This is a genomic window from uncultured Mucilaginibacter sp. (assembly GCF_937859865.1).
Taxonomy (GTDB): domain Bacteria; phylum Bacteroidota; class Bacteroidia; order Sphingobacteriales; family Sphingobacteriaceae; genus Mucilaginibacter_A.
The window spans coordinates 6,148-28,944 of sequence record NZ_CALMAT010000077.1 but is presented as its reverse complement, the minus strand read 5'-3'; the positions used below and the strand labels follow the sequence as shown (position 1 = coordinate 28,944).

The following is a 22,797-nucleotide window of genomic DNA, read 5'->3' as shown; positions in this document are numbered from 1 at the left end:
TTAATTTTAATGCTTTGTAATAAATTTCAGAACTTTCAGGTGTCTGTTAACCTCTTTCCTGTAATGTTTTAACTACACCTGCAATGATGTTTCCGCCTGATTGTAAAGCAGAAATAACGTTTTTAGCAGGGGATTGCAGTAAGCCAATAATTTCGCCAACTAATTGTTCCTTAGATTTAAGGTTAACTAAAGCGTCTAACTGGTTATCGCCAATAAAAAACGATGCGTCAATGTAAGCTACTTTTAAAAGCGGTTTATCGCCTGTTTTCCGAAGTTCTTTAATCAACTTTGCCGGAGCGGTAGTTGATTTAGAGAACATTACAGAGGAAGAACCTTTTAAAGAATCGTACATCGGTGTAAAATCTCCTCCGATTGCTTCCACTGCTTTTTTTATCAGTGAATTTTTAGCAACCTGAATGACGATATCACTTTCGAAACATTTTCTGCGGATACTGTTTACCTTTGCTACGGTCAGGTTAGAAGTATCGGTAATATAGAAATTACCATACGCTTTAATCTGCTCGGTTAAAGCGTTAACTACTTCGTATTTTTCTTCTTTCTTCATGATTAAATACCTGCTACTGATTTAGTTTCTATTTCTATACCTTTAGACATTGTAGAAGAAAGATGAATACTTTTAAAGTAAGTACCTTTTGCTGAAGATGGTTTTAATTTTGAAATGATTTGGATAACTTCCATGGCATTATCGTAAATTTTTTCAGGCGGAAAAGAAACTTTCCCGATAGAAGCATGTACGATGCCTGTTTTATCTACTTTAAAATCAATCTTACCAGCTTTAACTTCTGTTACCGCTTTACCAACTTCCGGGGTTACTGTACCTGATTTTGGGTTAGGCATTAAGTTACGCGGACCTAAAATACGGCCCAGTTTACCAACTTTTGCCATAACGCTTGGCATGGTGATGATAATATCAACATCAGTCCAACCGCCCTCGATCTTGGTAATGTACTCATCCAAACCTGCATAATCTGCTCCGGCTGCTTTAGCTTCTTCCACCTTGTCAGGTGTACACAAAACTAAAACGCGGACAGTTTTACCGGTTCCGTGAGGCAAAGTAGCAATACCACGAACCATTTGATTGGCTTTACGCGGATCAACCCCTAAACGAACATCAATATCAACTGATGAATCAAATTTAGTTGTTGTTATTTCCTTCACCAAAGAAGCAGCTTCTTGTAAAGAATATAATTTGTTCGCCTCAATCTTGGAAAGTGCTGCTTTTTGATTTTTTGTTAATCTAGCCACTGTCTTAAATTGAATTTAATTGTTAATTATTCCAAGGTGCGTTACCACTAACGGTAATCCCCATACTGCGTGCTGTACCAGCAACCATTTTCATTGCCGACTCTACCGTAAAGGCATTTAAATCGGGCATTTTATCTTTTGCAATCGTTTCAACCTGATCCCAAGAAATGTTAGATACTTTCTTACGGTTTGGTTCTGCCGATCCACCTTTTAAACCGGATGCTTCCAATAACTGGACAGCAACAGGAGGTGTTTTAATGATAAACTCGAATGATTTGTCAACATAAACAGTTATAACCACAGGTAATATTTTACCTGCTTTATCTTGTGTACGTGCATTAAACTGCTTGCAAAACTCCATGATGTTTACCCCTTTTGCGCCCAACGCAGGGCCAATTGGAGGTGATGGGTTTGCCGCGCCGCCTTTTACTTGTAACTTGATTAGTGCACCGACCTCTTTTGCCATTTTACTATTTTATTTAACAACAAATGTTATAATGTGGAAGCAATGTAACATTTAAGCTTTTTATACTGAGTAGTAAGTATCGAGTGTGAAGTATTAGGATTAGACTTGTGATTTGTCTTGATACTTCTTTTACTATGTACTTTTTTACTTGATACTTCTTTTACCTACTCTTTTTCTACCTGCATATAGTTAAGTTCTAAAGGTGTACGCCTTCCGAAAATCTTAACCATTACTTTTAATTTCTTTTTCTCTTCGTTAACTTCTTCGATTACGCCGTTAAAGCCATTAAAAGGTCCATCCATCACTTTTACATTTTCACCCGCATAATAAGGCACATTCATGGTTTCCGTTTGAATAGTCATCTCGTCAACCTTACCTAAAATACGGTTTACTTCTGCCTGCCGTAACGGAACTGCATTGCCTTGTTTATCACCTAAAAAACCAATTACACTGTTGGTATTTTTAATAATGTGCTCCATTTCCCCGTCCAACGCTGCTTCAATCAAAACATAGCCTGGAAAATAGTTACGCTCTTTGGCTATCTTTTTTCCTTCGCGCATTTGGTAGTATTTTTCCATAGGAATTAATACTTGCGGAATTTGATGGGCAATACCTAAACGATTTACTTCGGCTTCTATGTATTGTTTAACCTTTTTTTCTTTTCCACTAATGGCCCGCACCACATACCATTTCAATTGATCGCTCATGTTCAAATATTATGCAAGTGATTTGTAAAAATATTTGAGCAAATTACCAACAGATTCGTCCATCGCCAAAATAATCAAAGCAATGATGATAGCAGCAATCAATACTAAAACCGCACTGTTTTGCAATTCACTCCAGGTTGGCCAGGTTACTTTTTGGGTTAACTCGATGTAAGACTCTTTAACGTATTCGGTTACTTTAGCCATTCTGTTGTTTAATTCTAAAATGCACGGGCACAAGGATTCGAACCCTGATCAAAGGTTTTGGAGACCTCTATTCTACCATTGAACTATGCCCGTTTATTATAAGAAAACATAAGCCTGTTTTAACAAGCTTATGTTTCCTAACTAACCTCTTAAATGTTTATTTCAAAATTTCAGTAACCTGACCTGCACCTACTGTCCTACCACCTTCACGGATTGCAAAACGCAGGCCTTTTTCCATTGCAATGGCATTGATCAGTTTTACTGTAATTGTAACGTTATCACCTGGCATTACCATTTCTACACCTTCGGCCAATGAAATCTCACCGGTTACGTCAGTTGTACGGAAATAGAATTGCGGCCGGTATTTGTTAAAGAATGGCGTATGACGGCCACCTTCAGCTTTTGATAAAACGTAAACCTCAGCTTTAAAATCAGTGTGCGGAGTTACAGAACCTGGTTTGCAAATAACCATACCACGACGGATAGATTCTTTTTCAATACCACGTAACAATAATCCTACGTTATCACCAGCTTCACCTCTGTCCAAAATTTTACGGAACATCTCTACACCAGTAACGGTTGATTTTAAATTTTCGGCACCCATTCCCAAAATATCAACCTGCTCACCAGAATTGATGATACCACGCTCGATACGACCGGTTGCAACTGTACCACGACCTGTAATCGAGAATACGTCTTCAACCGGCATCAAGAAAGGAAGCTCAGTTAAACGTGGAGGGATAGGAATTTGTGTGTCCACAGCATCCATTAGCTCCATAATTTTTTCAACCCATTTTGGCTCTCCGTTCAATCCGCCTAAAGCAGATCCCTGAATAACCGCAATGCTATCACCTGGGTAATCATAGAAAGATAACAGTTCGCGAATTTCCATCTCTACCAATTCTAATAGTTCAGGGTCATCAACCATATCCACTTTGTTCATGAAAACAACAAGAGAAGGCACACCAACTTGACGGGCTAAAAGAATGTGTTCACGGGTTTGCGGCATTGGGCCATCTGTTGAAGCAACTACAATGATTGCACCATCCATTTGAGCAGCACCTGTAACCATGTTTTTCACATAATCCGCGTGACCCGGACAGTCAACGTGTGCATAATGACGGTTTGCGGTAGAATATTCAACGTGAGCTGTATTGATCGTAATACCACGTTCTTTTTCTTCTGGGGCAGAGTCAATTGAATCAAAAGACCGCGCTTCAGAAAAGCCTTTATCGGCTAATACTTTTGTAATAGCTGCAGTAAGAGTAGTTTTGCCGTGGTCAACGTGACCAATTGTACCGATATTTAAGTGCGGTTTACTTCGGTCAAATTTTTCTTTTGCCATGATTTTCTATGTTGTTATTAGGTTAATTAACTTTTTTATACATTATAATAATGCGAGCCAACGATGGGACTTGAACCCATGACCTCTTCCTTACCAAGGAAGTGCTCTACCGCTGAGCTACGTCGGCTTTTTAATTTACGATTAATGATTTACGAATCCGTATTCCGTCAATCGTAGCTCGTAATTTTATTAAGAGCGGAAGACGAGGTTCGAACTCGCGACCTATAGCTTGGAAGGCTATCGCTCTACCAACTGAGCTACTTCCGCTTAAAAATTGTGGGGGGAGAAGGATTCGAACCTTCGTAGCCGAAGCAACGGATTTACAGTCCGTCCCATTTGACCGCTCTGGTATCCCCCCAATTTAAAAAGCGCATCAAATATTACTCTTTTTAAGAGCCTCCTATCGGGATCGAACCAATGACCTACTGATTACAAGTCAGTCGCTCTACCAGCTGAGCTAAGGAGGCATTTATTATATATCTTTAAAGAACAATCCCTTTTCAAATTTCTACACCTTTTGAAAACGGAATGCAAATCTACACTTTTTATATCCCGAACAAAACTTTTTTACAAAAAAAGCCGACGAATTGTTTTGCCGGCTTTTTTATATCGTTTAATGCTTGTAACACTTTAAATATCAGTGATAATCGTCTCTTTAAAAGAGGTTTCGTGCGCACGAATTTTTTGTTTGTGCTTGTCAATTTGTTTGCGCAAACTTTCAATGGCCAGGTCTGTTGCTTCTTCAAAAGTTTTGCATTGTTCTTTTGCAAATAATTGGTTTCCGGGAATTAACAGTTTTATTTCCGAAATCTTGTTTGCCTCATCTTCTACTTTTTCCAGCTTTAAATAAACTTCGCCACTAATAATTTGATCGAAAAACTGATCCAGCTTGTTTGCTTTTTTCTGAATAAAATCTACCAATTTACTGTCTGCCGTAAAATGTATCGCCTGAACTGTAATTTTCATCGTTCCTCCTTTTTTATGCCTTTGGATGGGCTTGTTTATAAATTAATTTTAATCTTTCCACAGAATTATGCGTGTAAACCTGTGTAGCGCTCAGGTTGGCGTGTCCTAAAAGTTCTTTAATAGCATTCAAATCCGCACCATTATTTAATAAGGTTGTAGCGAAAGTATGGCGAAGTATGTGCGGACTTTTTTTGTTTTGGGTGGTGATGTAACCGAGATATTTCTGCACAATACGGTAAATTAGTTTCGGATAAGGCGCGTTGCCAGTATCCGTAACGATTAAATTTAAAGAATTGTTATCAAAACTTTTACTTTTCTTAACGTTTAAATATTGTTTTGTTAACAGCAGCAGTTCTTTGTTCAGCGGTACGATGCGTTCTTTGCTTCTTTTACCGGTAACTTTTATGGTATTTTCGTACCAATTGATGTCGGTTTCAGTTAAGCCTAACAATTCGGCCAAGCGGATGCCGGTTCCAAAAAGCAGTTCAACCACCAACTTATCGCGGGTTCCGCTAAAACCGTCTTCAAAATTTTCTTCGCTGTCCAACAATTGGCTAATTTTTTCTTCCCGGATAACGATCGGTAATTTTTTGGCGGTTTTAGGGCTTTGGATTTTAGACATTGGGTTGTCTTCAATCAGTTTTTCCCGCAACAAAAATTTAAAGTAGGTTTTTAAAGAAGACATTTTCCGGTTAATGGAACGGGCATCATTTTGCTGGTCTAACAAATGCACAATCCAGTTGCGGACCAAAAAAACATCGGTAAAAGAAGCATTGCCTTGGGAATCAGCAAAAGCAAAAAACTGAAGCAGATCAGTTTTATAAGCCGTTAAAGTATGAGGGGAAAACCGCTTTTCGTGTTGGATGTAAATGTAAAAACAGTCTAAATGCATAAAAACTATTTGGATCTTCTAAAACATGAAGATACAAATAGTTCTTAATTTTGGTGGAGAATATAAATTTTGGAAGAAAAATTTAAACGTTGTCAGAAAACATGTGCTCTTTATAAACAGCATGTTTAACTACATTTCTGCGGGCAACTGATTTTTTTTCGTATGCCTGACGGCTGCGAAGTTCTCTCAAAACACCTGTTTTTTCAAATTTTTTCTTGAAACGTTTCAGCGCTTTATCTAAAGATTCGCCGTCTTTTACATTGATAATAATCATAATTCCTACAATACCTCCTTTCAGGGAGGGCGAAATTACAAAAATCTTTCAAACTAAAAAATGAAAAGCAAGCGGTTGATGCTGTTTTTATCACCTAATTTTCAGTACGAAAAATAAGGTTCCAATTTTCGGATCACATCATCGGTTAAAATGGCCACGTTTTTCAGATCACTGCTGCTTTTATAGTTGCCGTGCTGCTTTCGATATTGGATGATTGCGTTCATCTGCTTAAAAGTGAGGTACGGGTTTCGCTTCAACCCATCAAAATCACAAGTATTGATATTGATTTTGCTGATTGCTGCCGGATCAATTACAACTTGTTTTTCAATTTCTTCATACTTTGCCGAATCCAAGCCAAACACTTCCATCAATTGATTTTTACGGTAAAAGCCGCCCAACCGGTTTCGGTATTTTAAAATCCGGTTGGCAAAAGCTGGCCCGATGCCTTTAATTTTGGTCAATTGTGCCGAATCAGCGTGGTTAATTTCTACCACAACCAACGGTTTTGCTTTATAAATTGAAGCCGGACTTGGATAATTTTTACCAAAATCTCTGCCCGGAATATTGATATATGGTTCCAAAAGTGCATAATCTTTCGAAGTTATCGAATACACTTTTTGCAGGTCTTCTTTTTTGTAAAACTTCCCTCCTTTGGCTTCGTAGTTTTTAATCACTTTGATTTGCCGCTCGCTTAAACCCAATTTTTTCCACGATTCTTCAGCCAAATTATTTGGGTTGAAAGAAAAGTAAACAGGTTTAGATTTTATAGTGCTAAAAGAAGCATTAGATTTATGAGAATAACTTTCATAATTCTTGTGAAAATAGTCTGGCTTTTCAACAACTGCTGCATCCAAAATTCGCTGTGCTTCTTTTATCCGGGTAAAATCTACATGTTCCGGCACGGAAAATAATTGATAAACTTCCGGCGCTAGCAAAACCAGCAACATCAGGATGGCCAGCACCAGCAAGCCGTTCCACTCTTTTTTGGTAATTGCAAAGTAGTTTTTAATAGCCGAAACCATGCGCCAACAGTTTAGGTTAGAAAATTAGGGATAATTGTAGGATATTTACCTTTTACCACAAAATAAAAATCTGTAAATCCCGAAAATGAAAGTCATCACTAAAGAAGAATTTGCTAAGGCCACCAAATTGGATAAGCTGAAAATGCCCGGCCTGGCTGCTTTTTTGATGGAAATTATGAAGATAAATGATGTAAACAAACTGTTTGCACAAGCACAGCCCAAGCAAGGCCCCGAATTTGTTGACGCGATTTTGGCAGGCATGGGCGTTGAAGTTGAATTTGACGAGAACGAACTCAAAAACATTCCTACAACCGGTGGTTTTATTGCCATTGCCAACCACCCTTATGGCGGCGTGGAAGGCATGGTTTTGCTGAAGATATTGTGTATGGTAAGGCCGGACGCCAAGCTAATGGCCAATTTTTTGTTGAAGAAAATCCCAAACCTCAGCGATTATTTTATTGCCGTAAACCCTTTTGAAAACATTGAACATTCTTCCAGTATCAGCGGCATCAAAAATACATTGGAACTGCTGAAAGGCGGGACACCGATCGGAATTTTTCCTGCGGGAGAAGTTTCAACTTATAAAATCGAAAACCAGGAAATAACAGACAAGCAATGGCACCCGGTGGTAGGCAAAATCATTGCCAAAGCTAAACTTCCGGTTGTGCCGGTTTATTTTCATGGCAACAACGGTTTGCTGTTTAATTTGCTTAGTTTAATTCATCCAACGTTGCGAACTGCGATGTTGCCGGCAGAATTGTTTAACAAAAAAGGGCATAAAATTAAGCTTCGGATTGGCAAACCGATCAATTTAGACGAAGTTCCTTACGCCGGCAATACCACTAAACTGTTGAATTTTCTCCGCGCAAAAACTTACGCTTTAGGCACAGGCCTGGAAGAAGAAAGAAAGCTGTTTAACCCGCGTAACTTGTTCAAAATCAAAAAAACAGCAGAACAAATTGCTCCGCCTGTTGCCATCAATTTGATGGAAAAGGAAGTTGAGGCATTGAAAGAAAACCATTTGGTTTGGGTTGAAAAAAACTACGAGGTTTTTATTTCGCCGCCTTCGCTGATCCCGAATATTTTAAAAGAAATTGGCCGGTTGCGTGAAATTACTTTCCGGGAAGTTGGCGAAGGCTCGAACAAAAGTTCCGATTTGGACGAGTACGATATTTACTATAACCATTTGTTTATTTGGGACATCGAAACCAAGATGATTGTAGGTGCTTACCGCATTGGCAAAGGCGATGAGATTTATTACAGCCTGGGCAAAAAAGGTTTTTACACCGCCGAGTTATTTAAAATTAAAGGCGAATTTGCACCGGTTTTGAAGAAAAGTTTGGAGTTGGGCCGCTCTTTTATCCGCAAAGAATACCAGCAAAAACCATTGCCTTTGTTTTTACTTTGGAAAGGGATTTTGAAATATTTGATTGATAACCCGCGCTACCGTTATTTGATTGGGCCGGTCAGCATCAGCAATAGTTTTTCTAAATTTTCCAAATCATTGATTGTGGACTACATCAGCAAAAACCATTTTGACCATGAAATGGCGCAATATGTAAAGCCGCGGAAAAAGTTTAAGGTTGATTTTTCTAAGATTGACACCGAGCTTCTTTTGGCAGGCGAAAATTCGTTCAAGGTTTTGGATAATCTGATTTCGGAAGTTGAAACCCGGAACATGAAAATCCCAGTGTTGCTTCGGCAATACATTGCCTTAAATGCGAAGATCATCTGCTTCAACATTGACCCTAAATTTTCTGATTGTTTAGACGGATTTTTGGTTTTGGATTTGGAAAAAGTACCGCAGGAAATGTTGGAGAAACTGGGCAAGAACTTATAGGAAAACTATTTTTTACAAAAATTTTTTAAAGAAAAAGCGATGGCTGCCCACCGCTTTTTTTATTGTTCACCAATTTTATATAGGTAAAAGAAGCATTGTCAATTTGCATCAATACTTCTTTTACCGGCATTTATTTGGCAAAAGCAACCGATCTTGTTTCGCGGATTACGGTTACTTTGATCTGGCCGGGATAAGTCATTTCCGTTTGAATGCGGTTAGAAATATCAGCCGCCAAAACTTCGGATTGTGCATCCGTTATTTTTTCGCTTTCAACAACTACGCGCAATTCGCGGCCGGCCTGTATCGCAAAAGTTTTTTCTACACCGGGGTACGACATCGCCAATTGCTCCAAATCTTTCAAACGCTTAATGTAGCTTTCAACCACTTCGCGCCTTGCGCCAGGCCGTGCTCCAGAAATCGCATCGCAAGCCTGAATAATGGGCGAAATCATAGAAGTCATTTCAATTTCATCGTGGTGCGCACCAATGGCGTTGCAAACTTCCGGGTTCTCTTTATATTTTTCGGCCAGTTGCATCCCCAAAATAGCGTGAGGCAGTTCCGGGTTGTCATCAGGCACTTTACCAATATCATGCAGCAAACCGGCACGTTTGGCCATTTTCACATTCAAACCCAATTCTGCTGCCATGGTTGCGCAAAAATTGGCCACTTCGCGCGAGTGCTGCAACAGGTTTTGGCCGTAAGAAGAACGGTAGCGCATCCGCCCAACCATCCGGATCAACTCCGGATGTAAGCCATTAATACCCAAATCAATCACTGTCCGTTCGCCAATTTCTACAATTTCTTCTTCAATTTGCTTGCGTGTTTTGGCAACCACTTCTTCAATCCGAGCTGGATGGATACGTCCATCAGTTACCAAACGGTGCATCGCCAAACGTGCAATTTCCCGCCGCACGGGATCAAAACCTGATAAAATAATCGCTTCCGGAGTATCGTCCACAATAATTTCGATACCGGTTGCCGCTTCCAAAGCACGGATATTGCGGCCTTCACGGCCAATGATCCGGCCTTTTATCTCGTCATTCTCAATGTTAAAAATCGAAACTGTGTTTTCAATCGCACTTTCTGTCGCCGTACGCTGGATCGTTTGGATCACAATTTTCTTTGCTTCTTTTGATGCCGTTAATTTTGCCTCGTCAACAATATCCTTGATCTGGCTCATCGCTTTGGTACGCGCTTCTTCACGCAGATTATCAACCAGTTGGTTTTTAGCTTCTTCTGCCGAAAGCCCCGCAATAGCTTCCAATTGTTGCACATGCTGCAATTTAAGCTGCTCCACTTCTTCCTGTTTTTTCGCGGCTTCTTCCTGTTTTTTGATAGCCGCTTCCGTTTGTTTTTCTAAGTTTTTTCGGGTATTCTCTACTTCCTGATCGCGGCGGCTAGCATTTTCCATCTTTTGGTTTAAAGATTGCTCTTTTTGCTTCAGCGAGTTTTCGCGCTGGTTGATGGTATTGTTCTTTGTGTTTACTTCCTGCTCGTGTTCGGCTTTCAATTGTAAAAACTTTTCTTTGGCTTCTAAAAGTTTGTTCTTTTTTAAAATCTCGGCGTTGTTTTCTGCGTCTTTTAAAATCTTTTTTACTTTGGTTTGCGCCGCCGCTTCCTGGCTGGTAAACAATTTACGCAACAAGTAGCGGCCAATTACAATGCCGAGGCCGGTGCCCAGCAATAACCCGATTACAATATATAGTACATTCATTTTTAAACAGTTATTAAGGTATATAAATAAAAAAGCCGTTGTTAAATTTAAGTTTTGTGCCTGCCATGCCCCTAAAATTACTGGGTAAAAGAAGCATTAAGCCTCGCAAACCAGTAAATTAAAGCATTACAAAAATTGAAAACTTAAATCTAAAACGGCAAAGCCAATACTTCTTTTATCGGTATAAATTAGGCGTTCGAAAAGAAATCCGACAGCAAACGATCCAACTGATAAACTTTTTCGGTAACTTCTGTATCTTCTACCATCACCTTTTTTTCTGCTTTCAACGAGGTTGTTGCATAATGCAAAACACACATCGAAAGCAAATCCTGTTTATCTTTTACCGCATAATTTTCCTGGTATTCTTTTATGCGGTCGTTTATCAGTTTGGCTGCCCTTCTAATCACTTCCTCTTCTTCCATGTTCACTTTTAAAGGGTAAACACGGTCTGCAATATTTATTTTGATGGAAATATCTCCCATGAAATCCGTTTCTTTAAGTTGTCATTTTTTTAACAACACAATGCACTTATCAATTTCCCGCACAAATTCGTTAATTTTTTGCTTGATATCAAGACTTTTTTCGTTCGTCTCCGAAAAACTTTTGGCCAGCTTCAATACACGAAGCTTCTCTTCCAGCTCTTTGTTTTTTTCGCGACCGTCCGCCAGCGACGTATTTAACGCTAAATTTTCTGATTTCAGCAATTCATTTTCTTCCTGCAAAGCCGCACAAAGTTCAATCAAGCGCTCTGTTTTTTCAACAACTTTAACCAATTGTTCGGCTACTACAGACATTTTAAAATTGTAACAGGTTTAGGGTTTAAAGTTAATATTAGTTGTTTACAATCCGCAATTTAAGCGGCACCAATTTGATCGCCTTACTTCCGCACTTCGGCGCCTGCTTCTTTTTGCAGGTTAAAAGCTACTTTTTGCATCACCGCGTCAATCGCTTTATCGGTCAGCGTTTTCTCTTCGTCCAGCAAAACGAAGTTTAATGCGTAAGATTTTTTTCCTTCGGGAAGTTTATCGCCTTTGTAAACATCAAACACGTTCACTTCTTTGATCAGCTTCCGGTCGGCTTTTAAAGCAATTTGTTTCAACTGATTAAAGGTGATCTGCTCATCAATCAACAACGACAAATCCCTTTTTACCGACGGGAATTTCGGAATATCCTGAAACACAATTTTATTTCTGCCGATCTGTTTCAGCAATAAATCAAAATCAAAATCTACAAAAAATACGGGCTGGTTTACGTCTGCTTTTTTCAATTCCTTTTTCGCGACAGCGCCAAAAGTTACCAAAGTTTTGCTGCCTGATTTGTAGCTTAAACTATAATCCAGTAAATGTGATTCGGCTTCTTCTACAACCAAATTGTTTACGCCTGCACGTTTCAGCAAAGCATCCACTACTGCTTTTACCTGATAAAAGTTAACCAGTTTTTCTTTTTGGTTCCATTGTTCCGGTTGATCGCTTCCGCTTAAAAACAGGGACAAACGATGTTGTTCGGAAAATTTTTCCTGATACTGGTGATAAATTTTCCCAAATTCGTAAAGCTTCAAATTCGGATATTTCCGGTTCTGGTTGTAAGCGATCACTTCCAAACCCGAATACAAAAGCGTTTGCCGCATCACATCTAAATCACTGCTTAACGGGTTTAAAATTTTAACGGCCGTTTCCAAGTTATCCGAATAAGCAGATTTGGTAAGCGAATTGCACAAAATCTCGTTAAAACCATTTGCAGAAAGCAGATCGGCCAATTGGTTTTGCACCACATCTTTGTCCGGTTTTGCAGCGTTGTTTAACGAAGCACGGATTTGACTTGGAATCTCCACATTATTATAACCGTAAATCCTCAAAATTTCTTCGATCACATCCACTTCCCGCGTTACATCAACCCGATACGGCGGAACTTCAAGCGAAAGCCCATCTTCAGTTTCGGCCGTAATTTTGATGTCTAAAGCCGTGAGGATTGATTTGATTTCCTCAACACTTATTACTTTTCCAATTAAACGATGCACATTTTTGTACAAAATTTGCACGATAAAAAAAGCAACAGGCGCCGGATACAAATCAGAAACTTCGGAAGAAACCGTTCCGCCAGCCAACTGCTGAATTAAAACTGCAGCATATTTTAAAGCAAAAACGGTGATGCCAGGATCAGTTCCGCGTTCGTAACGAAAAGAAGCATCTGTTTTTAAGCCGTGCCGTTTAGCTGTTTTACGGACAGAAACCGCATCAAAATAAGCACTTTCCAGAAAAATATTTTTGGTTTGATGGGTAACGCCGGAATTGATCCCGCCAAAAACGCCGGCAATCGTCATCGGTTCTTCGGCATTGCAAATCATCAAATCATCTGCGGATAAATCTCGTTCCACGCCATCCAACGTTTTAAAAACCGTTCCTTCGGCACAGGTTTTAACGATTACCTTATTTCCTTTGATTGTATCAGCATCAAAAGCGTGCATTGGCTGGCCCAAACCGTGCAACACATAATTGGTAACATCAACAATATTATTGATCGGGCGAACGCCAATTACACTCAACTTTTGCTTCAGCCAATCCGGCGAATCTTTTACTTCGATTCCGGAAATTGTCAGGCTGGAATAACGCGGACAAGCTTTTGGATCTTCAACTTCAACCGCAATGGGCAACACCAAATTTTGCACGGTAAAAGAAGCATTATCCGGCAGCTCTATTTTTGTTTTGAGATAAGCTGCAATCTCCCGCGCCGTACCCAAATGCGAAGCGGCATCGGCACGGTTTGGCGTTAGACCGATCTCAAAAACGTAATCATCTTCCAGCTTAAAATAGGCTTTTGCCGGTGATCCGATTTCGGCATTTTCATCCAAAACCATAATCCCGGCATGGTCTGTTCCAAGTCCGATCTCGTCTTCGGCACAAATCATTCCTTCCGAAACTTCTCCTCTGATTTTTGATTTATTGATCTTAAAAGGCTCTCCAGCAGTTGGATAAACGGTTGTGCCGACAGTTGCCACCACTACTTTTTGCCCGGCTGCCACGTTAATGGCGCCACAAACAATTTGTAGTTCCTGGCCGCCTGCATCAACTTTGGTAACCCGCAACCGATCGGCGTTTGGATGTTGCACACATTCTTTTACGTAGCCAATTACCAAACCTTCCAACCCGCCCGGCACGGCCAGTACTTTTTCCAGCGATTCTACTTCCAATCCAATGCCTGTTAAAATTTGCGAAATTTCTTCGGGTGTTTGGGTAATGTTGATATATTGTTTAAGCCAGTTGTACGAAATCTTCATGCTTGATAGGAACGAAAAGGCACAAAGATAGAAAAAGCATTGAAAATGCGATTGGTTCATGGATTATGGTTCAGGGTTCAGGGCCCTGTCTATGAACTATCACCAATAACCCATCAACTAAATCACATCAACCCTTCATCCGCAAAACTGAAATAATGCTTATCCGTAAAAATCAAATGATCGGGAATGGCCAAATCTAACAAAGCACTTGCGGCGTGCAGTTTTTTGGTCAAATCGAGATCAGCCTGGCTTGGTTTTAAATTGCCTGAAGGATGGTTGTGGGCGAGGATGATTGAAGCGGCATGGTTTTCAATTGCGGTTTGAAAGATTATTTTCGGATCGGCCACGGTTCCTGCCTGTCCGCCTTTGCTAATTAAATGCCGGGAAAGTACTTTATTGGCGCGGTTGAGCAGGATGATCCAAAATTCTTCGTGGTTCAGATCGGCAAAATAGCGGTGCATCAAATGGAAAACATCTTTGCTGCTGCCAATTTTTTCGGTGGTTTGGTGTTCGGTTTCCTTTCGCCTTCGGCCCAGTTCCAAAGCAGCAATAATGGTAATGGCTTTGGCTTCGCCGATACCTTTGAATTTGGAAAGATCGTTGACAGAACCTTTTCCAAGCGAGTTTAAATCACCGGCATAATGCAGCAAAATACGTTTGCTTAAATCAACAGCCGATTCGTTCGGGCTGCCAGAACCAATTAAAATGGCAATCAGTTCGGCATCGCTTAAAACCCTTCGGCCTTGCGCCAACAGTTTTTCACGCGGCCGGTCTTCTTCTGCCCAAGATTTAATGCTGATTTTGGCTTCGTAATTTTCCATTTGCTAAAAATGGAATAATTTTAACTATTAAGAAAATATATGAACAAAAAAAGAGCACCTGAATAATCAGATGCTCTTTTTATCGTATAAAAATTGTTGTTGCTTATGCCAAAGCATTCACAAATTTGGTCAGTTTTGATTTGTTATTGGAAGCTTTGTTCTTGTGGATCACATTTTTCTTGGCCAAACGGTCTAACATCGAAATTACCCTCGGCAACAATTCAATAGCTTCTGTTTTTACCATTGTGCCTCTTAATCTTTTAATTGCGTTACGGGTTGTTTTAGCCTGATATCTGTTGCGCAAACGCTTTGTTGCGTTAGCTTTTACTCGTTTGATTGCGGATTTATGATTTGCCATTGTTCAGCGACTATTCTTTTTTTATTTAAGGTTGCAAATATAGCGCGATATCCCAATAAATCAAAGCCTATTTTAATAAAATTATAGCGATGCTGTTTTTATCGGTACTTTTTTCAAATTTAATTGTTAAGCATTACGCCCAAACCTAACTTTAAAGCATCCGATGTTGCCCCTTTTGCGCCTTTAAACACAACGGTATAAATTTTAGCATTGTTAAAAGTTTGGTTAAATGCGGTTGTAACACCAATGCCGGTGCCTCCGGGAACCTTGAAAGTAGCACGGATACTGTAAGTGCCGGCAGCAACTTCAACATAATCACTCACTACCGTATAAGCAAGTGCAGAAAAAACAGTGTTTGTGTTTAGCATCAAATCAACACTTGGCACATCGGCAACGGCATGTACAAAACGAATTTTTGCTTTTCCCGGTGATGGCACATCCAGCTTATCCTGGGCATAAAAAGCAGTTACATTATTGGTAGAAGTTTGCCCCGTTACAAAAACCGAATAATAGGCATTTGCGCCCAAACTTACCGGAAAAGTGGCCAAAGTTGTGCCCGAAGCAGCGGCTTTAACCTCACCCGTTTGGTTGCCGGCAATGGTAGAAAAATAACCGGAAGAGTTGCCGTATGCCACCGGCGCAGTAGTTTTTAAATTGCCCGATAGGAAGAGATTGACCGTTCCGGCATCCGGGCTGGCGTTGATGGCTTGTACAGAAGTGGTGGCCGTACTGGTGCTTTTTTTGCAGGAAGAAACCGCGGCAAAAGCCATGATTAAAACAGCAAAACAACAAACCCGGTTAAATAAAATTTGAATGCGCATAAATTAACTGTTAAAAATTTTTGATCGTTTAAATTGAACCCTAAACGCAAAGTTGTCCTTTTTCTTTCAATATAAAACCAGCAACCTGCTACAATTCATTAGTTTAAATTCTAAACACCTTGAATTCAATAATTTAATTTTTAAGAAATTGATACTGTTTTTATCATACTTTTTTTAGACTTTTAAACTTTCCATCCGCACCTTTTACCAGATTTTAAACTAATTTCTTTATGAAAAACAAGGTTAGCTTGTTTTGCCTGTCGGCTTTGTTACTTGTTTTGTGTTGCAGTTGGGGTTTCTTCGGCCACAAAACCATTAACCATTCGGCCGTGTTTATTTTGCCGAAAGGCATGGTTGGCTTTTACAAAAACAACCTGGCTTATTTAACAGAACACGCGGTTGACCCGGATAAACGCCGTTACACCGATTCGTTAGAAGGCGCGCGCCATTTTTTAGATGCCGACCGTTATGGCAAAGCCCCTTTTGACAGCATTCCTGAACAATGGAACTCGGCGGTGGAAAAATATTCGGCCCGAACTTTGAACAAAAACGGTACCGTTCCCTGGACGATCCAGCGCAATTATTACCGTTTGGTGCAGGCTTTTAAAGACCGCGATTCCATCAAAATCCTAAAATATTCTGCCGATCTGGGCCATTATGTTGCCGATGCACATGTCCCGTTACATATGACGAGCAACTACAACGGACAACTGACCAACCAAATTGGCATCCATGCTTTTTGGGAATCGCGATTGCCTGAACTTTTTTCCGGCCGTTATAATTATTTTGTTGGAAAAGCGGTTTACATTGATGACCCGTTGAAGTTTGCCTGGAAAATTTGCCGCCATTCTTATCAATCTTTGGATTCTGTTTTGCTGATGGAAAAAAAACTTCAAAATTTTCGGGCCGACCAGAAATATACTTTCGTCCGAAACAACAATAAAATCGTTAGAAATTACTCCGAACCTTATGCCACTGCCTACCACGATTTGTTGAAAGGAATGGTAGAAAAACAAATGCGTGCCTCTATCCTTGCCGTTGGTAGTTATTGGTTTTCGGCTTGGGTAGATGCCGGGCAGCCAAATTTGAAAGGCATGGCGAAACGGGAATTATCGGAAGAAGAAAAAATGAAAGAAAAGCTGGAAGAATACCGTTTCCAAAACGGCAGGATTTTGGGCAGGGAAGATTTGTAAACCGGAAATTGTTGTGTTGGCAACGCTACGAATTTGTCCGACAACCGCCAATCAAAAACCTACCTTTAGTTTATGCAAACTGCTGATTATTTTTTGCCGATTATCCTGTTAACTGGTGTTGTTCTCAGCGTAAAATCCCATAAACTCACCCTTCCCGCTGCTTTAACTGCTGCTATTTTAGGCGTTTGTTTGTATTTAGGAGCAGGCTATTTTGGTATTTTAATGGCAGCCGTACTTTTTTTGATGGCCACCGTAGCCACCGCACAAAAAAGTATGGTAAAAGAAGCATTATTTATAGCCGAAAAAAACCAAGGCCAGCGTACAGCCGGACAAGTGCTGGCCAATGTAGGCATGGCCGGATTGATGGGTTTGCTATGCTTCTTTTACCCAGCAAAAATTGGTGTGCTTCGGTTGATGATGGCCGCAAGTTTGGCTTCGGCCGCTGCGGATACCGTTTCTTCGGAGTTGGGAACGGTTTACGGCAGGCACTTTTACAACATCATCAGCCTAAAACCAGACCAGCGCGGTTTGGACGGCGTAATCAGTTTGGAAGGAACGCTTTGCGGATTTGCTGCAAGCGTAATTATCGCTACAGTTTATGCGCTAAGCTTTGGCTGGAATTTAAATTTTTGGTGGATCATCATTGCCGGGACGGTTGGAAACTTGGCAGATTCCGTCCTCGGTGCAACTTTGGAGCGAAAAGGTTATTTGGGGAATAATGCCGTTAACTTTTTAAATACGGTTGTTGCGGCTTTGGTTTCTATGATGCTGTTTTTATCGGCATAAAATTAGTGGTAGCAATTTGAGTTGTTCACGCTTTTTCCTTCCTAATTACCCAAACATTTTCCTGCACTTCCGCAGCAAGCAAACCTTGTTTAAACGCTTCGTTATCTACAAAACTTAATTGTGATAATAAACGCAAATCGTACTGGACCATAAACTCTTCTTCCTCAAAAGGCCAGGGTTTTACGGTTAATGTTTTTTCATTTAACTGAATTAATTGATGCGCTTGCTGATGCGGTCCACTGCCGATTTCCACGCTTCTTTGCTCCGGCTGGTATTGTCGCTGGCAAACCAACAACGAAAAAGCGTCCGCCCATTCCAGCAAAGCGTAAGTTTTTTCGGCTTCTTCCAAAGTAATATTGAGCGCTTTTCGCCATTCAGTCCGCAGCGTTTCCTGTTCTGCCAAAAATGCTTTTGCTTCTGGATTTGTCTGTGCTTCTTTTATGTGCAAAAAATTGATGTGCATGGAAGTAAGCAGCGCGATGTAACGGCTTTTGCTCAAACTGAAATCAATCATTTGCCGGCAACGCGCCAGCTCGAAAGTTTTCATTTTAAAGTTTACCGGGCCGCCGTTTTCAGTTATTAAATCATGCTGTTCCAGTTCGGTTTGCGCGTCATCATGTTCGCCAATAGCTAAAAGCGTTTCCGTCCAGCGTTGCGGCCGTTCCTGTTTTTTCCAATGCGCTGCAATTTGTGCAGCTAAATTGCCATGTGCACGTTGTAAAATAATTTCCCAGCCGGTTTCGGTGTAGTTTACGATCATGGTTTTTCTTCAACCTAACTAAAATTAATTAAATTAGGTTTTGGTTTGGAGAACAACTATGGTAATTATTGAGGATAATGATAACGCAAAGAAATAACAGTGATTATTCCCTGTTCAACTTCATAAACCAACCAGTGTTCCTGATTGATCCGGCGAGACCAGTAACCGAATAATTGATGCTTTAATGCTTCCGGTTTACCAATACCAGTATAAGGGCTTTCCCGGATAGCTGCCAACTATTGGCGGATCCGTTTTAAGATAATTGCATTTCCGCTTTTTTGCCAATAGGCTAAATCAATTAAAGCTTCTGCCGTAAAATTTACGGTTTGCATATATCGTCCAAATTCAGCTTTCTTACTTCACCCCTCCTGCTTTGCTCAATAGACTTTTTTAAATAATCTGCATTTGCCAATGAAGAGAGCAGGTATTCGGTATCATCTGTCTCATCACTTTTATACTCTACGTGTAAAGCGTCTAAAAAAACACGGATAGCCGTTTCCTGGTCAGAAGTTGCAGTATGTATGGTTATAGTTGCCATAGTATCAAATATAGGTTGTATGAAAGGTTTCTCCAAGTAAAAATGCTTGCAAAATACCAAAACCCACTACTTTCCTCAACCCATCAATTCCTTCATCAACTTATCAAATGCTTCTTTTAGCACCAAATAATCCTGCTCTAATTTAGCAACCCGCGCTTCCAGTTCGTTTACTGATCTTCGTGCCGGTTCCTGCGGCAGTTCTTCTTCCTCCAGCACCACTTCTCCGCCTAATAAATGGGCGTAACGCACTTCTTTTTGCCCGCTGCGGCGCGGCAGTTGCTGTACAAATTGCATTTCGGGTTTGGCAAGTTTTTCTAAAACCGCTTGTACTTCCTCCAACGATTCAAACTCATACAACCTGCCGGAATTGCTGTTCAATTCGCCAGGCGTTAACGGTCCGCGTAAAATTAACAAACAAATGATGGCCACTTCGGCCGGCACAACCGGAAAAACAATGGCAAAATTGTGTTTGTATTTTACGGCGCGTATCGAGCCACCGGTTGCCGTAGAAATCAAACCTTTTTTCTTGAGCGAATTTAACGCTTCCACCACCGTTCCTTCATCATAATCTACCACCGGTTTTCTCGAAGATTTTTGGTTGCAGGCGATGGTTAAACTGTTCAGCGTCATCGGGTAATAATCGGGCGTGGTTTTGCTTTTCTCCATCAACGCGCCTAAAACGCGCAGTTCTTCGGCTGATAATACGGGAATTGTAATTGCTGAATCCATTTGGCAAATATATACCATCAACATAAAGCAATACTAATTTTATGCCGATAAAAGAAGCATCGTAAACCATAACAACCTATATTTAAACACTGAAAAACAGGCCATGACTTCATCAACTTTAGATTATGCCAAACGGTTAAAAGCTATGGCGCACTTGGGTTTAACTTATGCCAATAACGAGTACGACCGGGAGCGCTATCACGAACTGGAGCAGATCAGTTTAGAGATGATGCAGCAGGTTTCCGGGCAGCCGCTGGCAGAAATCAGTGCGTATTTCAACACAAAAAAAGAATACATTACGCCCAAAGTTGATATTCGGGCTGTGATTTTTAACGATCAAAAACAGTTATTGCTGGTACGCGAAAAGGCCGACGGCAAATGGTCGCTGCCTGGCGGCTGGGCAGATATTGGCTTTTCGCCAAAAGAAATAGCGGTAAAAGAAGCATTGGAGGAAACCGGGTTCAACGTAAAACCTGTAAAATTGCTGGCTATTTTTGATAAACGCTGCCATCCGCACCCGCCGCAACCGGATTATGTTTATAAAATTTTTATCCAATGTGAAATTATTAATGGCGAAAAAACCAGAGCTTTTGATATTATGGACGTGAGCTTTTTCGATCAAAATTCGATTCCAGGTTTGTCGGAAGACCGCGTGCTTCCAGCACAAATCAACCTGATGTTTGAATATCTTGCCGATCCGCAGAAAGAAGCAATGATGGATTAACCTAACCTCAACACAATTTTTATAGGGTAAAAGAAGCATCACACCCAATCCGGTTTAAACAAACCGCATCCGGTTTTTAATGTTTCGTTAATAAAAGCTTTATGTCCATCGAAGATAAAAACATTCCGCAACAGCAAACTGGCAACCAAATAGATACGCAACAAGAAACTACGCTGAACAGCCGCGAAGAAGCACAGCAGCTTTTTAGGTTGGCCAAAAAAAGGCTGCTCGATGTTTCCCATTGGGGGGAAATTGCAAACGGCTTTTCATCTTCCTTTCAATTAACGGACAGCAACGGACAAGAAGTTGACCGGCCGGTGCAAAAAGGCGATTGTTTCCGCATCAGTTTGCCCGCGCCCGGACCGGAAAGCGGCAATGGCGATGATTGGGTGCAGGTGGAAAATATCCAAGACGAGCAGGACGAACATGCTGATATTGAGATCATTTCAATCCGTGTCCGTCCAACTTCCGATCCCCAAAACCCAAAACCGGACACCGCTCATTTTTACACCGATGATGCCACCAGTACGTTTGTGGTAAAGCGCAAAGGCAACACGGTAAGTGCCGAAGTGCATGGCCGAAACGAAGTGCCGAACACGCAAACTTCGGGTTTGTGGGACACGGTTCGCCACGTCGCGGTTGCCGTTGGTTCTATTTTAGGTTTATCCAACCAGCAATGGAAAAACCTGACGGAAGGCTTGATCAAACCAAAAAAAGACCGGTAAAAGAAGCATCAACCAAAAACTTAGCGGCCAGTGCCTTTTTCTTTTTCAGTTTGTTTTTTTGTCTCGCGGCCTACTTCTACCAGTTCGTGTTCTTCTTCTACGGCTTCTGTTTGGGTGGCATAACTCAGTTTTCGGAAACGCCAGATGGCAAACGCAGGTTCCTGGTAGCGGCCCAACAGTTTAAAATATTTAGGGAAATTGTACACCTCGTCCAGCAAAAGGCCGGGCACAATGCCGTTGTTGTCCAAAATTTCGCGGATGGTATATTCCTTATCCTTCGTAATCCAAATCTCAAAATCTTGGCGGATCTCTTCGGCTTTTTCCGGGTCAATCGTGGCGTTAATGCAAATTACTTTATCTCCTGGTTTCATCGTTTTTTATTTTTTTGGGGAAGCGGAAAGAAGCGTTTTCAATCCGTTTCTTCACTTTGCCCACACTAATTTTTATATGATAAAAGAAGCATGCTGTCTTTGTTTCTGCTGCTCCAAACTTCGTAATAACGGCAGTAAAAGCGAAAGTATTTTTTTACTGGTTTCAATTTTATTTTAAAAATAAAATCAGCTAAAAAGATAAGTCCGTAAGTTAATTTCCTTGTAAAACTTAAAAAACTTGTGCCGATAAAAATTTATCCAAAACTCTTGTTTACAATTCCTGTTGATCCTTTTTTCTTGCCAATTGTAACATTTTCTTTAAAAATTAGCCGTGCCGTGTTTTGCATACAAACAGGAATCAGAAAAAACAGTGTTAAAAAAAGCAGATGGGTTTAAGCAACAAAACTGATTTTGATGCCATCGTTGTTGGTTCCGGGCCAAATGGTTTGGCGGCCGCTATTGCATTGCAGCAGCAAGGGCTTTCGGTGCTGTTGCTGGAAGCGAAAGGTCAAATTGGTGGCGGTTTGCGTTCGGCCGAAGTTACTTTGCCTGGCTTTGTACACGATATTTGTTCGGCCATCCACCCGCTTGCTTTGGGTTCGCCTTTTTTTAAAACTTTGCCACTGGCCGATTTTGGCCTAAAATATATCAACCCGCCAATTGCGGCAGCGCACCCTTTTGATGATGGCACGGCCGCCGCTTTGTATGGCACACCGGAGCAAACGGGCATCAAGCTGGGCGCAGACTGCAAAGCTTACCTCAAACTCATCAAACCCTTGGCAAAAAACTGGCCTGCCCTGGCGCCTGACCTGTTAGGCCCGCTTCACTTTCCCAAAAACCCTTTTAAATTTGCCCGTTTTGGTTTGGATGCCCTGCCTTCTGCTTTGCAAACTGCCAAAAAACTACGGACAAAAGAAGCACGCGGGCTTTGGGCCGGCATGGCGGCGCATGGCATCCAGCCATTGTCAAACTGGGCAACTTCGGCCATTGCGCTGGTTTTG

Annotated in this window: 27 protein-coding genes, 5 tRNA genes and 1 pseudogene (1 of these 33 only partly in view); 6 read left to right on the top strand and 27 right to left on the bottom strand. The window is 40.9% G+C overall.

The genetic code is table 11. The annotated features are described in order from the left end of the window. Nucleotides 1-46: 46 nt before the first annotated feature. The 15 genes from rplJ to Q0192_RS08105 all read right to left on the bottom strand — a co-directional run bounded on the left by rplJ (nt 47) and on the right by Q0192_RS08105 (nt 7,142). Nucleotides 47-565, bottom strand: coding sequence for a 50S ribosomal protein L10 (gene rplJ, locus Q0192_RS08175; protein ID WP_299288740.1), 519 nt, complete (start codon nt 563-565; stop codon nt 47-49). 2 nt (nt 566-567) lie between these two features. Then, complete coding sequence (rplA, locus tag Q0192_RS08170; protein ID WP_299288737.1) at nt 568-1,266, bottom strand: 50S ribosomal protein L1; 699 nt, start codon at nt 1,264-1,266, stop codon at nt 568-570. A 22-nt stretch (nt 1,267-1,288) separates the two neighbouring features. Further along, the gene (gene rplK, locus Q0192_RS08165; protein ID WP_299288735.1) at nt 1,289-1,732 is read right to left on the bottom strand and encodes a 50S ribosomal protein L11; all 444 of its coding nucleotides are present in this window, start codon (nt 1,730-1,732) and stop codon (nt 1,289-1,291) included. Between the two features lie 164 nt (nt 1,733-1,896). Next, a complete protein-coding gene (gene nusG / locus Q0192_RS08160; RefSeq protein WP_299288732.1) occupies nt 1,897-2,439 on the bottom strand; it encodes a transcription termination/antitermination protein NusG in 543 nt (180 codons plus the stop codon). 9 nt (nt 2,440-2,448) lie between these two features. Beyond that, complete coding sequence (gene secE, locus Q0192_RS08155) at nt 2,449-2,643, bottom strand: preprotein translocase subunit SecE (RefSeq protein ID WP_174290608.1); 195 nt, start codon at nt 2,641-2,643, stop codon at nt 2,449-2,451. A gap of 22 nt (nt 2,644-2,665) precedes the next feature. Then, nucleotides 2,666-2,736: transfer RNA gene (locus tag Q0192_RS08150), tRNA-Trp, on the bottom strand. Nucleotides 2,737-2,800: 64 nt separating this feature from the next. Further along, nucleotides 2,801-3,988: an elongation factor Tu gene (gene tuf, locus Q0192_RS08145; RefSeq protein ID WP_299288726.1), complete on the bottom strand. Its 1,188-nt coding sequence runs from the start codon at nt 3,986-3,988 to the stop codon at nt 2,801-2,803. Nucleotides 3,989-4,043: 55 nt separating this feature from the next. Continuing rightward, nucleotides 4,044-4,115 (bottom strand) — tRNA-Thr (locus Q0192_RS08140). A 67-nt stretch (nt 4,116-4,182) separates the two neighbouring features. Continuing rightward, nucleotides 4,183-4,255 (bottom strand) — tRNA-Gly (locus Q0192_RS08135). 10 nt (nt 4,256-4,265) lie between these two features. Further along, a tRNA-Tyr gene (locus Q0192_RS08130) sits at nt 4,266-4,346 on the bottom strand. A gap of 36 nt (nt 4,347-4,382) precedes the next feature. Further along, a tRNA-Thr gene (locus Q0192_RS08125) sits at nt 4,383-4,455 on the bottom strand. 163 nt (nt 4,456-4,618) lie between these two features. Beyond that, nucleotides 4,619-4,954, bottom strand: a complete 336-nt coding sequence (raiA, locus tag Q0192_RS08120; protein WP_299288723.1) for a ribosome-associated translation inhibitor RaiA — start codon at nt 4,952-4,954, stop codon at nt 4,619-4,621. Nucleotides 4,955-4,967: 13 nt separating this feature from the next. Next, on the bottom strand, nt 4,968-5,846 hold the full coding sequence (locus Q0192_RS08115; RefSeq protein ID WP_299288720.1) for a tyrosine-type recombinase/integrase: 879 nt from the start codon (nt 5,844-5,846) through the stop codon (nt 4,968-4,970). 82 nt (nt 5,847-5,928) lie between these two features. Beyond that, on the bottom strand, nt 5,929-6,120 hold the full coding sequence (rpsU, locus tag Q0192_RS08110; RefSeq protein WP_299288717.1) for a 30S ribosomal protein S21: 192 nt from the start codon (nt 6,118-6,120) through the stop codon (nt 5,929-5,931). 101 nt (nt 6,121-6,221) lie between these two features. Next, a complete protein-coding gene (locus Q0192_RS08105) occupies nt 6,222-7,142 on the bottom strand; it encodes a helix-hairpin-helix domain-containing protein (protein ID WP_299288714.1) in 921 nt (306 codons plus the stop codon). Between the two features lie 85 nt (nt 7,143-7,227). Here Q0192_RS08105 and Q0192_RS08100 point away from each other — a divergent pair, with 85 nt between their 5' ends. Next, the gene (locus tag Q0192_RS08100) at nt 7,228-8,982 is read left to right on the top strand and encodes a lysophospholipid acyltransferase family protein (RefSeq protein WP_299288712.1); all 1,755 of its coding nucleotides are present in this window, start codon (nt 7,228-7,230) and stop codon (nt 8,980-8,982) included. Between the two features lie 130 nt (nt 8,983-9,112). Here the strand turns inward: Q0192_RS08100 and rny are convergent, their stop codons facing one another. The 7 genes from rny to Q0192_RS08065 all read right to left on the bottom strand — a co-directional run bounded on the left by rny (nt 9,113) and on the right by Q0192_RS08065 (nt 15,970). Beyond that, nucleotides 9,113-10,696 (bottom strand): ribonuclease Y, encoded by a 1,584-nt coding sequence (gene rny, locus Q0192_RS08095; RefSeq protein WP_299288710.1) that lies wholly within the window; start codon nt 10,694-10,696, stop codon nt 9,113-9,115. Nucleotides 10,697-10,884: 188 nt separating this feature from the next. Then, the gene (locus tag Q0192_RS08090; RefSeq protein ID WP_299288707.1) at nt 10,885-11,178 is read right to left on the bottom strand and encodes a cell division protein ZapA; all 294 of its coding nucleotides are present in this window, start codon (nt 11,176-11,178) and stop codon (nt 10,885-10,887) included. A 21-nt stretch (nt 11,179-11,199) separates the two neighbouring features. Further along, nucleotides 11,200-11,490, bottom strand: a complete 291-nt coding sequence (locus tag Q0192_RS08085; protein ID WP_299288704.1) for a hypothetical protein — start codon at nt 11,488-11,490, stop codon at nt 11,200-11,202. A gap of 83 nt (nt 11,491-11,573) precedes the next feature. Next, on the bottom strand, nt 11,574-13,970 hold the full coding sequence (gene pheT, locus Q0192_RS08080; protein ID WP_299288701.1) for a phenylalanine--tRNA ligase subunit beta: 2,397 nt from the start codon (nt 13,968-13,970) through the stop codon (nt 11,574-11,576). Between the two features lie 122 nt (nt 13,971-14,092). After that, nucleotides 14,093-14,791: a DNA repair protein RadC gene (radC, locus tag Q0192_RS08075; protein WP_299288698.1), complete on the bottom strand. Its 699-nt coding sequence runs from the start codon at nt 14,789-14,791 to the stop codon at nt 14,093-14,095. A gap of 103 nt (nt 14,792-14,894) precedes the next feature. Further along, nucleotides 14,895-15,149 (bottom strand): 30S ribosomal protein S20, encoded by a 255-nt coding sequence (rpsT, locus tag Q0192_RS08070; protein WP_299288695.1) that lies wholly within the window; start codon nt 15,147-15,149, stop codon nt 14,895-14,897. Nucleotides 15,150-15,268: 119 nt separating this feature from the next. Beyond that, nucleotides 15,269-15,970 carry a DUF4397 domain-containing protein gene (locus Q0192_RS08065; protein ID WP_299288692.1) on the bottom strand — a complete coding sequence of 234 codons (702 nt, stop codon included), beginning with the start codon at nt 15,968-15,970 and terminating at the stop codon, nt 15,269-15,271. Between the two features lie 230 nt (nt 15,971-16,200). Here Q0192_RS08065 and Q0192_RS08060 point away from each other — a divergent pair, with 230 nt between their 5' ends. Together Q0192_RS08060 and Q0192_RS08055 are read left to right on the top strand one after the other, a co-directional pair. Further along, entirely contained in the window at nt 16,201-17,163 is a 963-nt protein-coding gene (locus Q0192_RS08060) for a zinc dependent phospholipase C family protein (protein WP_299288689.1), read from the top strand. Between the two features lie 72 nt (nt 17,164-17,235). Continuing rightward, nucleotides 17,236-17,949, top strand: a complete 714-nt coding sequence (locus Q0192_RS08055) for a DUF92 domain-containing protein (protein WP_299288686.1) — start codon at nt 17,236-17,238, stop codon at nt 17,947-17,949. Between the two features lie 25 nt (nt 17,950-17,974). On the opposite strand, the gene Q0192_RS08050 is transcribed toward Q0192_RS08055, so the two are convergent. The 4 genes from Q0192_RS08050 to Q0192_RS08035 form a co-directional block, all read right to left on the bottom strand. Continuing rightward, nucleotides 17,975-18,709, bottom strand: a complete 735-nt coding sequence (locus Q0192_RS08050; RefSeq protein ID WP_299288684.1) for a DUF3891 family protein — start codon at nt 18,707-18,709, stop codon at nt 17,975-17,977. A gap of 65 nt (nt 18,710-18,774) precedes the next feature. Then, a complete protein-coding gene (locus tag Q0192_RS08045) occupies nt 18,775-18,945 on the bottom strand; it encodes a Txe/YoeB family addiction module toxin (RefSeq protein ID WP_299288681.1) in 171 nt (56 codons plus the stop codon). 83 nt (nt 18,946-19,028) lie between these two features. After that, nucleotides 19,029-19,247 (bottom strand): DUF2683 family protein, encoded by a 219-nt coding sequence (locus Q0192_RS08040; RefSeq protein ID WP_299288678.1) that lies wholly within the window; start codon nt 19,245-19,247, stop codon nt 19,029-19,031. Between the two features lie 75 nt (nt 19,248-19,322). Continuing rightward, complete coding sequence (locus tag Q0192_RS08035) at nt 19,323-19,976, bottom strand: YceH family protein (protein WP_299288675.1); 654 nt, start codon at nt 19,974-19,976, stop codon at nt 19,323-19,325. A gap of 103 nt (nt 19,977-20,079) precedes the next feature. Here Q0192_RS08035 and Q0192_RS08030 point away from each other — a divergent pair, with 103 nt between their 5' ends. Together Q0192_RS08030 and Q0192_RS08025 are read left to right on the top strand one after the other, a co-directional pair. Continuing rightward, complete coding sequence (locus Q0192_RS08030; protein WP_299288672.1) at nt 20,080-20,700, top strand: NUDIX hydrolase; 621 nt, start codon at nt 20,080-20,082, stop codon at nt 20,698-20,700. A gap of 101 nt (nt 20,701-20,801) precedes the next feature. Next, nucleotides 20,802-21,425: a hypothetical protein gene (locus tag Q0192_RS08025; RefSeq protein ID WP_299288670.1), complete on the top strand. Its 624-nt coding sequence runs from the start codon at nt 20,802-20,804 to the stop codon at nt 21,423-21,425. Between the two features lie 20 nt (nt 21,426-21,445). On the opposite strand, the gene Q0192_RS08020 is transcribed toward Q0192_RS08025, so the two are convergent. Further along, nucleotides 21,446-21,796: a hypothetical protein gene (locus tag Q0192_RS08020; RefSeq protein ID WP_299288667.1), complete on the bottom strand. Its 351-nt coding sequence runs from the start codon at nt 21,794-21,796 to the stop codon at nt 21,446-21,448. Nucleotides 21,797-22,182: 386 nt separating this feature from the next. Here Q0192_RS08020 and Q0192_RS08015 point away from each other — a divergent pair. After that, a pseudogene (locus Q0192_RS08015) lies at nt 22,183-22,797 on the top strand (NAD(P)/FAD-dependent oxidoreductase); it runs 863 nt beyond the window's last position.

What these genes read in the sequence shown, in the direction of transcription:
- rny (WP_299288710.1), bottom strand. Translation starts at nt 10,696, where the DNA reads ATGAATGTACTATATATTGTAATCGGGTTATTGCTGGGCACCGGCCTC.
- tuf (WP_299288726.1), bottom strand. Translation starts at nt 3,988, where the DNA reads ATGGCAAAAGAAAAATTTGACCGAAGTAAACCGCACTTAAATATCGGT.
- secE (WP_174290608.1), bottom strand. Translation starts at nt 2,643, where the DNA reads ATGGCTAAAGTAACCGAATACGTTAAAGAGTCTTACATCGAGTTAACC.
- Q0192_RS08050 (WP_299288684.1), bottom strand. Translation starts at nt 18,709, where the DNA reads ATGATCGTAAACTACACCGAAACCGGCTGGGAAATTATTTTACAACGT.
- Q0192_RS08085 (WP_299288704.1), bottom strand. Translation starts at nt 11,490, where the DNA reads ATGTCTGTAGTAGCCGAACAATTGGTTAAAGTTGTTGAAAAAACAGAG.
- rplK (WP_299288735.1), bottom strand. Translation starts at nt 1,732, where the DNA reads ATGGCAAAAGAGGTCGGTGCACTAATCAAGTTACAAGTAAAAGGCGGC.
- Q0192_RS08100 (WP_299288712.1), top strand. Translation starts at nt 7,228, where the DNA reads ATGAAAGTCATCACTAAAGAAGAATTTGCTAAGGCCACCAAATTGGAT.
- pheT (WP_299288701.1), bottom strand. Translation starts at nt 13,970, where the DNA reads ATGAAGATTTCGTACAACTGGCTTAAACAATATATCAACATTACCCAA.
- rpsT (WP_299288695.1), bottom strand. Translation starts at nt 15,149, where the DNA reads ATGGCAAATCATAAATCCGCAATCAAACGAGTAAAAGCTAACGCAACA.
- Q0192_RS08030 (WP_299288672.1), top strand. Translation starts at nt 20,080, where the DNA reads ATGACTTCATCAACTTTAGATTATGCCAAACGGTTAAAAGCTATGGCG.
- Q0192_RS08065 (WP_299288692.1), bottom strand. Translation starts at nt 15,970, where the DNA reads ATGCGCATTCAAATTTTATTTAACCGGGTTTGTTGTTTTGCTGTTTTA.
- Q0192_RS08115 (WP_299288720.1), bottom strand. Translation starts at nt 5,846, where the DNA reads ATGCATTTAGACTGTTTTTACATTTACATCCAACACGAAAAGCGGTTT.
- Q0192_RS08035 (WP_299288675.1), bottom strand. Translation starts at nt 19,976, where the DNA reads ATGGATTCAGCAATTACAATTCCCGTATTATCAGCCGAAGAACTGCGC.
- Q0192_RS08040 (WP_299288678.1), bottom strand. Translation starts at nt 19,247, where the DNA reads ATGGCAACTATAACCATACATACTGCAACTTCTGACCAGGAAACGGCT.
- Q0192_RS08060 (WP_299288689.1), top strand. Translation starts at nt 16,201, where the DNA reads ATGAAAAACAAGGTTAGCTTGTTTTGCCTGTCGGCTTTGTTACTTGTT.
- raiA (WP_299288723.1), bottom strand. Translation starts at nt 4,954, where the DNA reads ATGAAAATTACAGTTCAGGCGATACATTTTACGGCAGACAGTAAATTG.
- Q0192_RS08025 (WP_299288670.1), top strand. Translation starts at nt 20,802, where the DNA reads ATGTCCATCGAAGATAAAAACATTCCGCAACAGCAAACTGGCAACCAA.
- radC (WP_299288698.1), bottom strand. Translation starts at nt 14,791, where the DNA reads ATGGAAAATTACGAAGCCAAAATCAGCATTAAATCTTGGGCAGAAGAA.
- Q0192_RS08055 (WP_299288686.1), top strand. Translation starts at nt 17,236, where the DNA reads ATGCAAACTGCTGATTATTTTTTGCCGATTATCCTGTTAACTGGTGTT.
- Q0192_RS08090 (WP_299288707.1), bottom strand. Translation starts at nt 11,178, where the DNA reads ATGGGAGATATTTCCATCAAAATAAATATTGCAGACCGTGTTTACCCT.
- Q0192_RS08020 (WP_299288667.1), bottom strand. Translation starts at nt 21,796, where the DNA reads ATGAAACCAGGAGATAAAGTAATTTGCATTAACGCCACGATTGACCCG.
- rplJ (WP_299288740.1), bottom strand. Translation starts at nt 565, where the DNA reads ATGAAGAAAGAAGAAAAATACGAAGTAGTTAACGCTTTAACCGAGCAG.
- rpsU (WP_299288717.1), bottom strand. Translation starts at nt 6,120, where the DNA reads ATGATTATTATCAATGTAAAAGACGGCGAATCTTTAGATAAAGCGCTG.
- nusG (WP_299288732.1), bottom strand. Translation starts at nt 2,439, where the DNA reads ATGAGCGATCAATTGAAATGGTATGTGGTGCGGGCCATTAGTGGAAAA.
- Q0192_RS08105 (WP_299288714.1), bottom strand. Translation starts at nt 7,142, where the DNA reads ATGGTTTCGGCTATTAAAAACTACTTTGCAATTACCAAAAAAGAGTGG.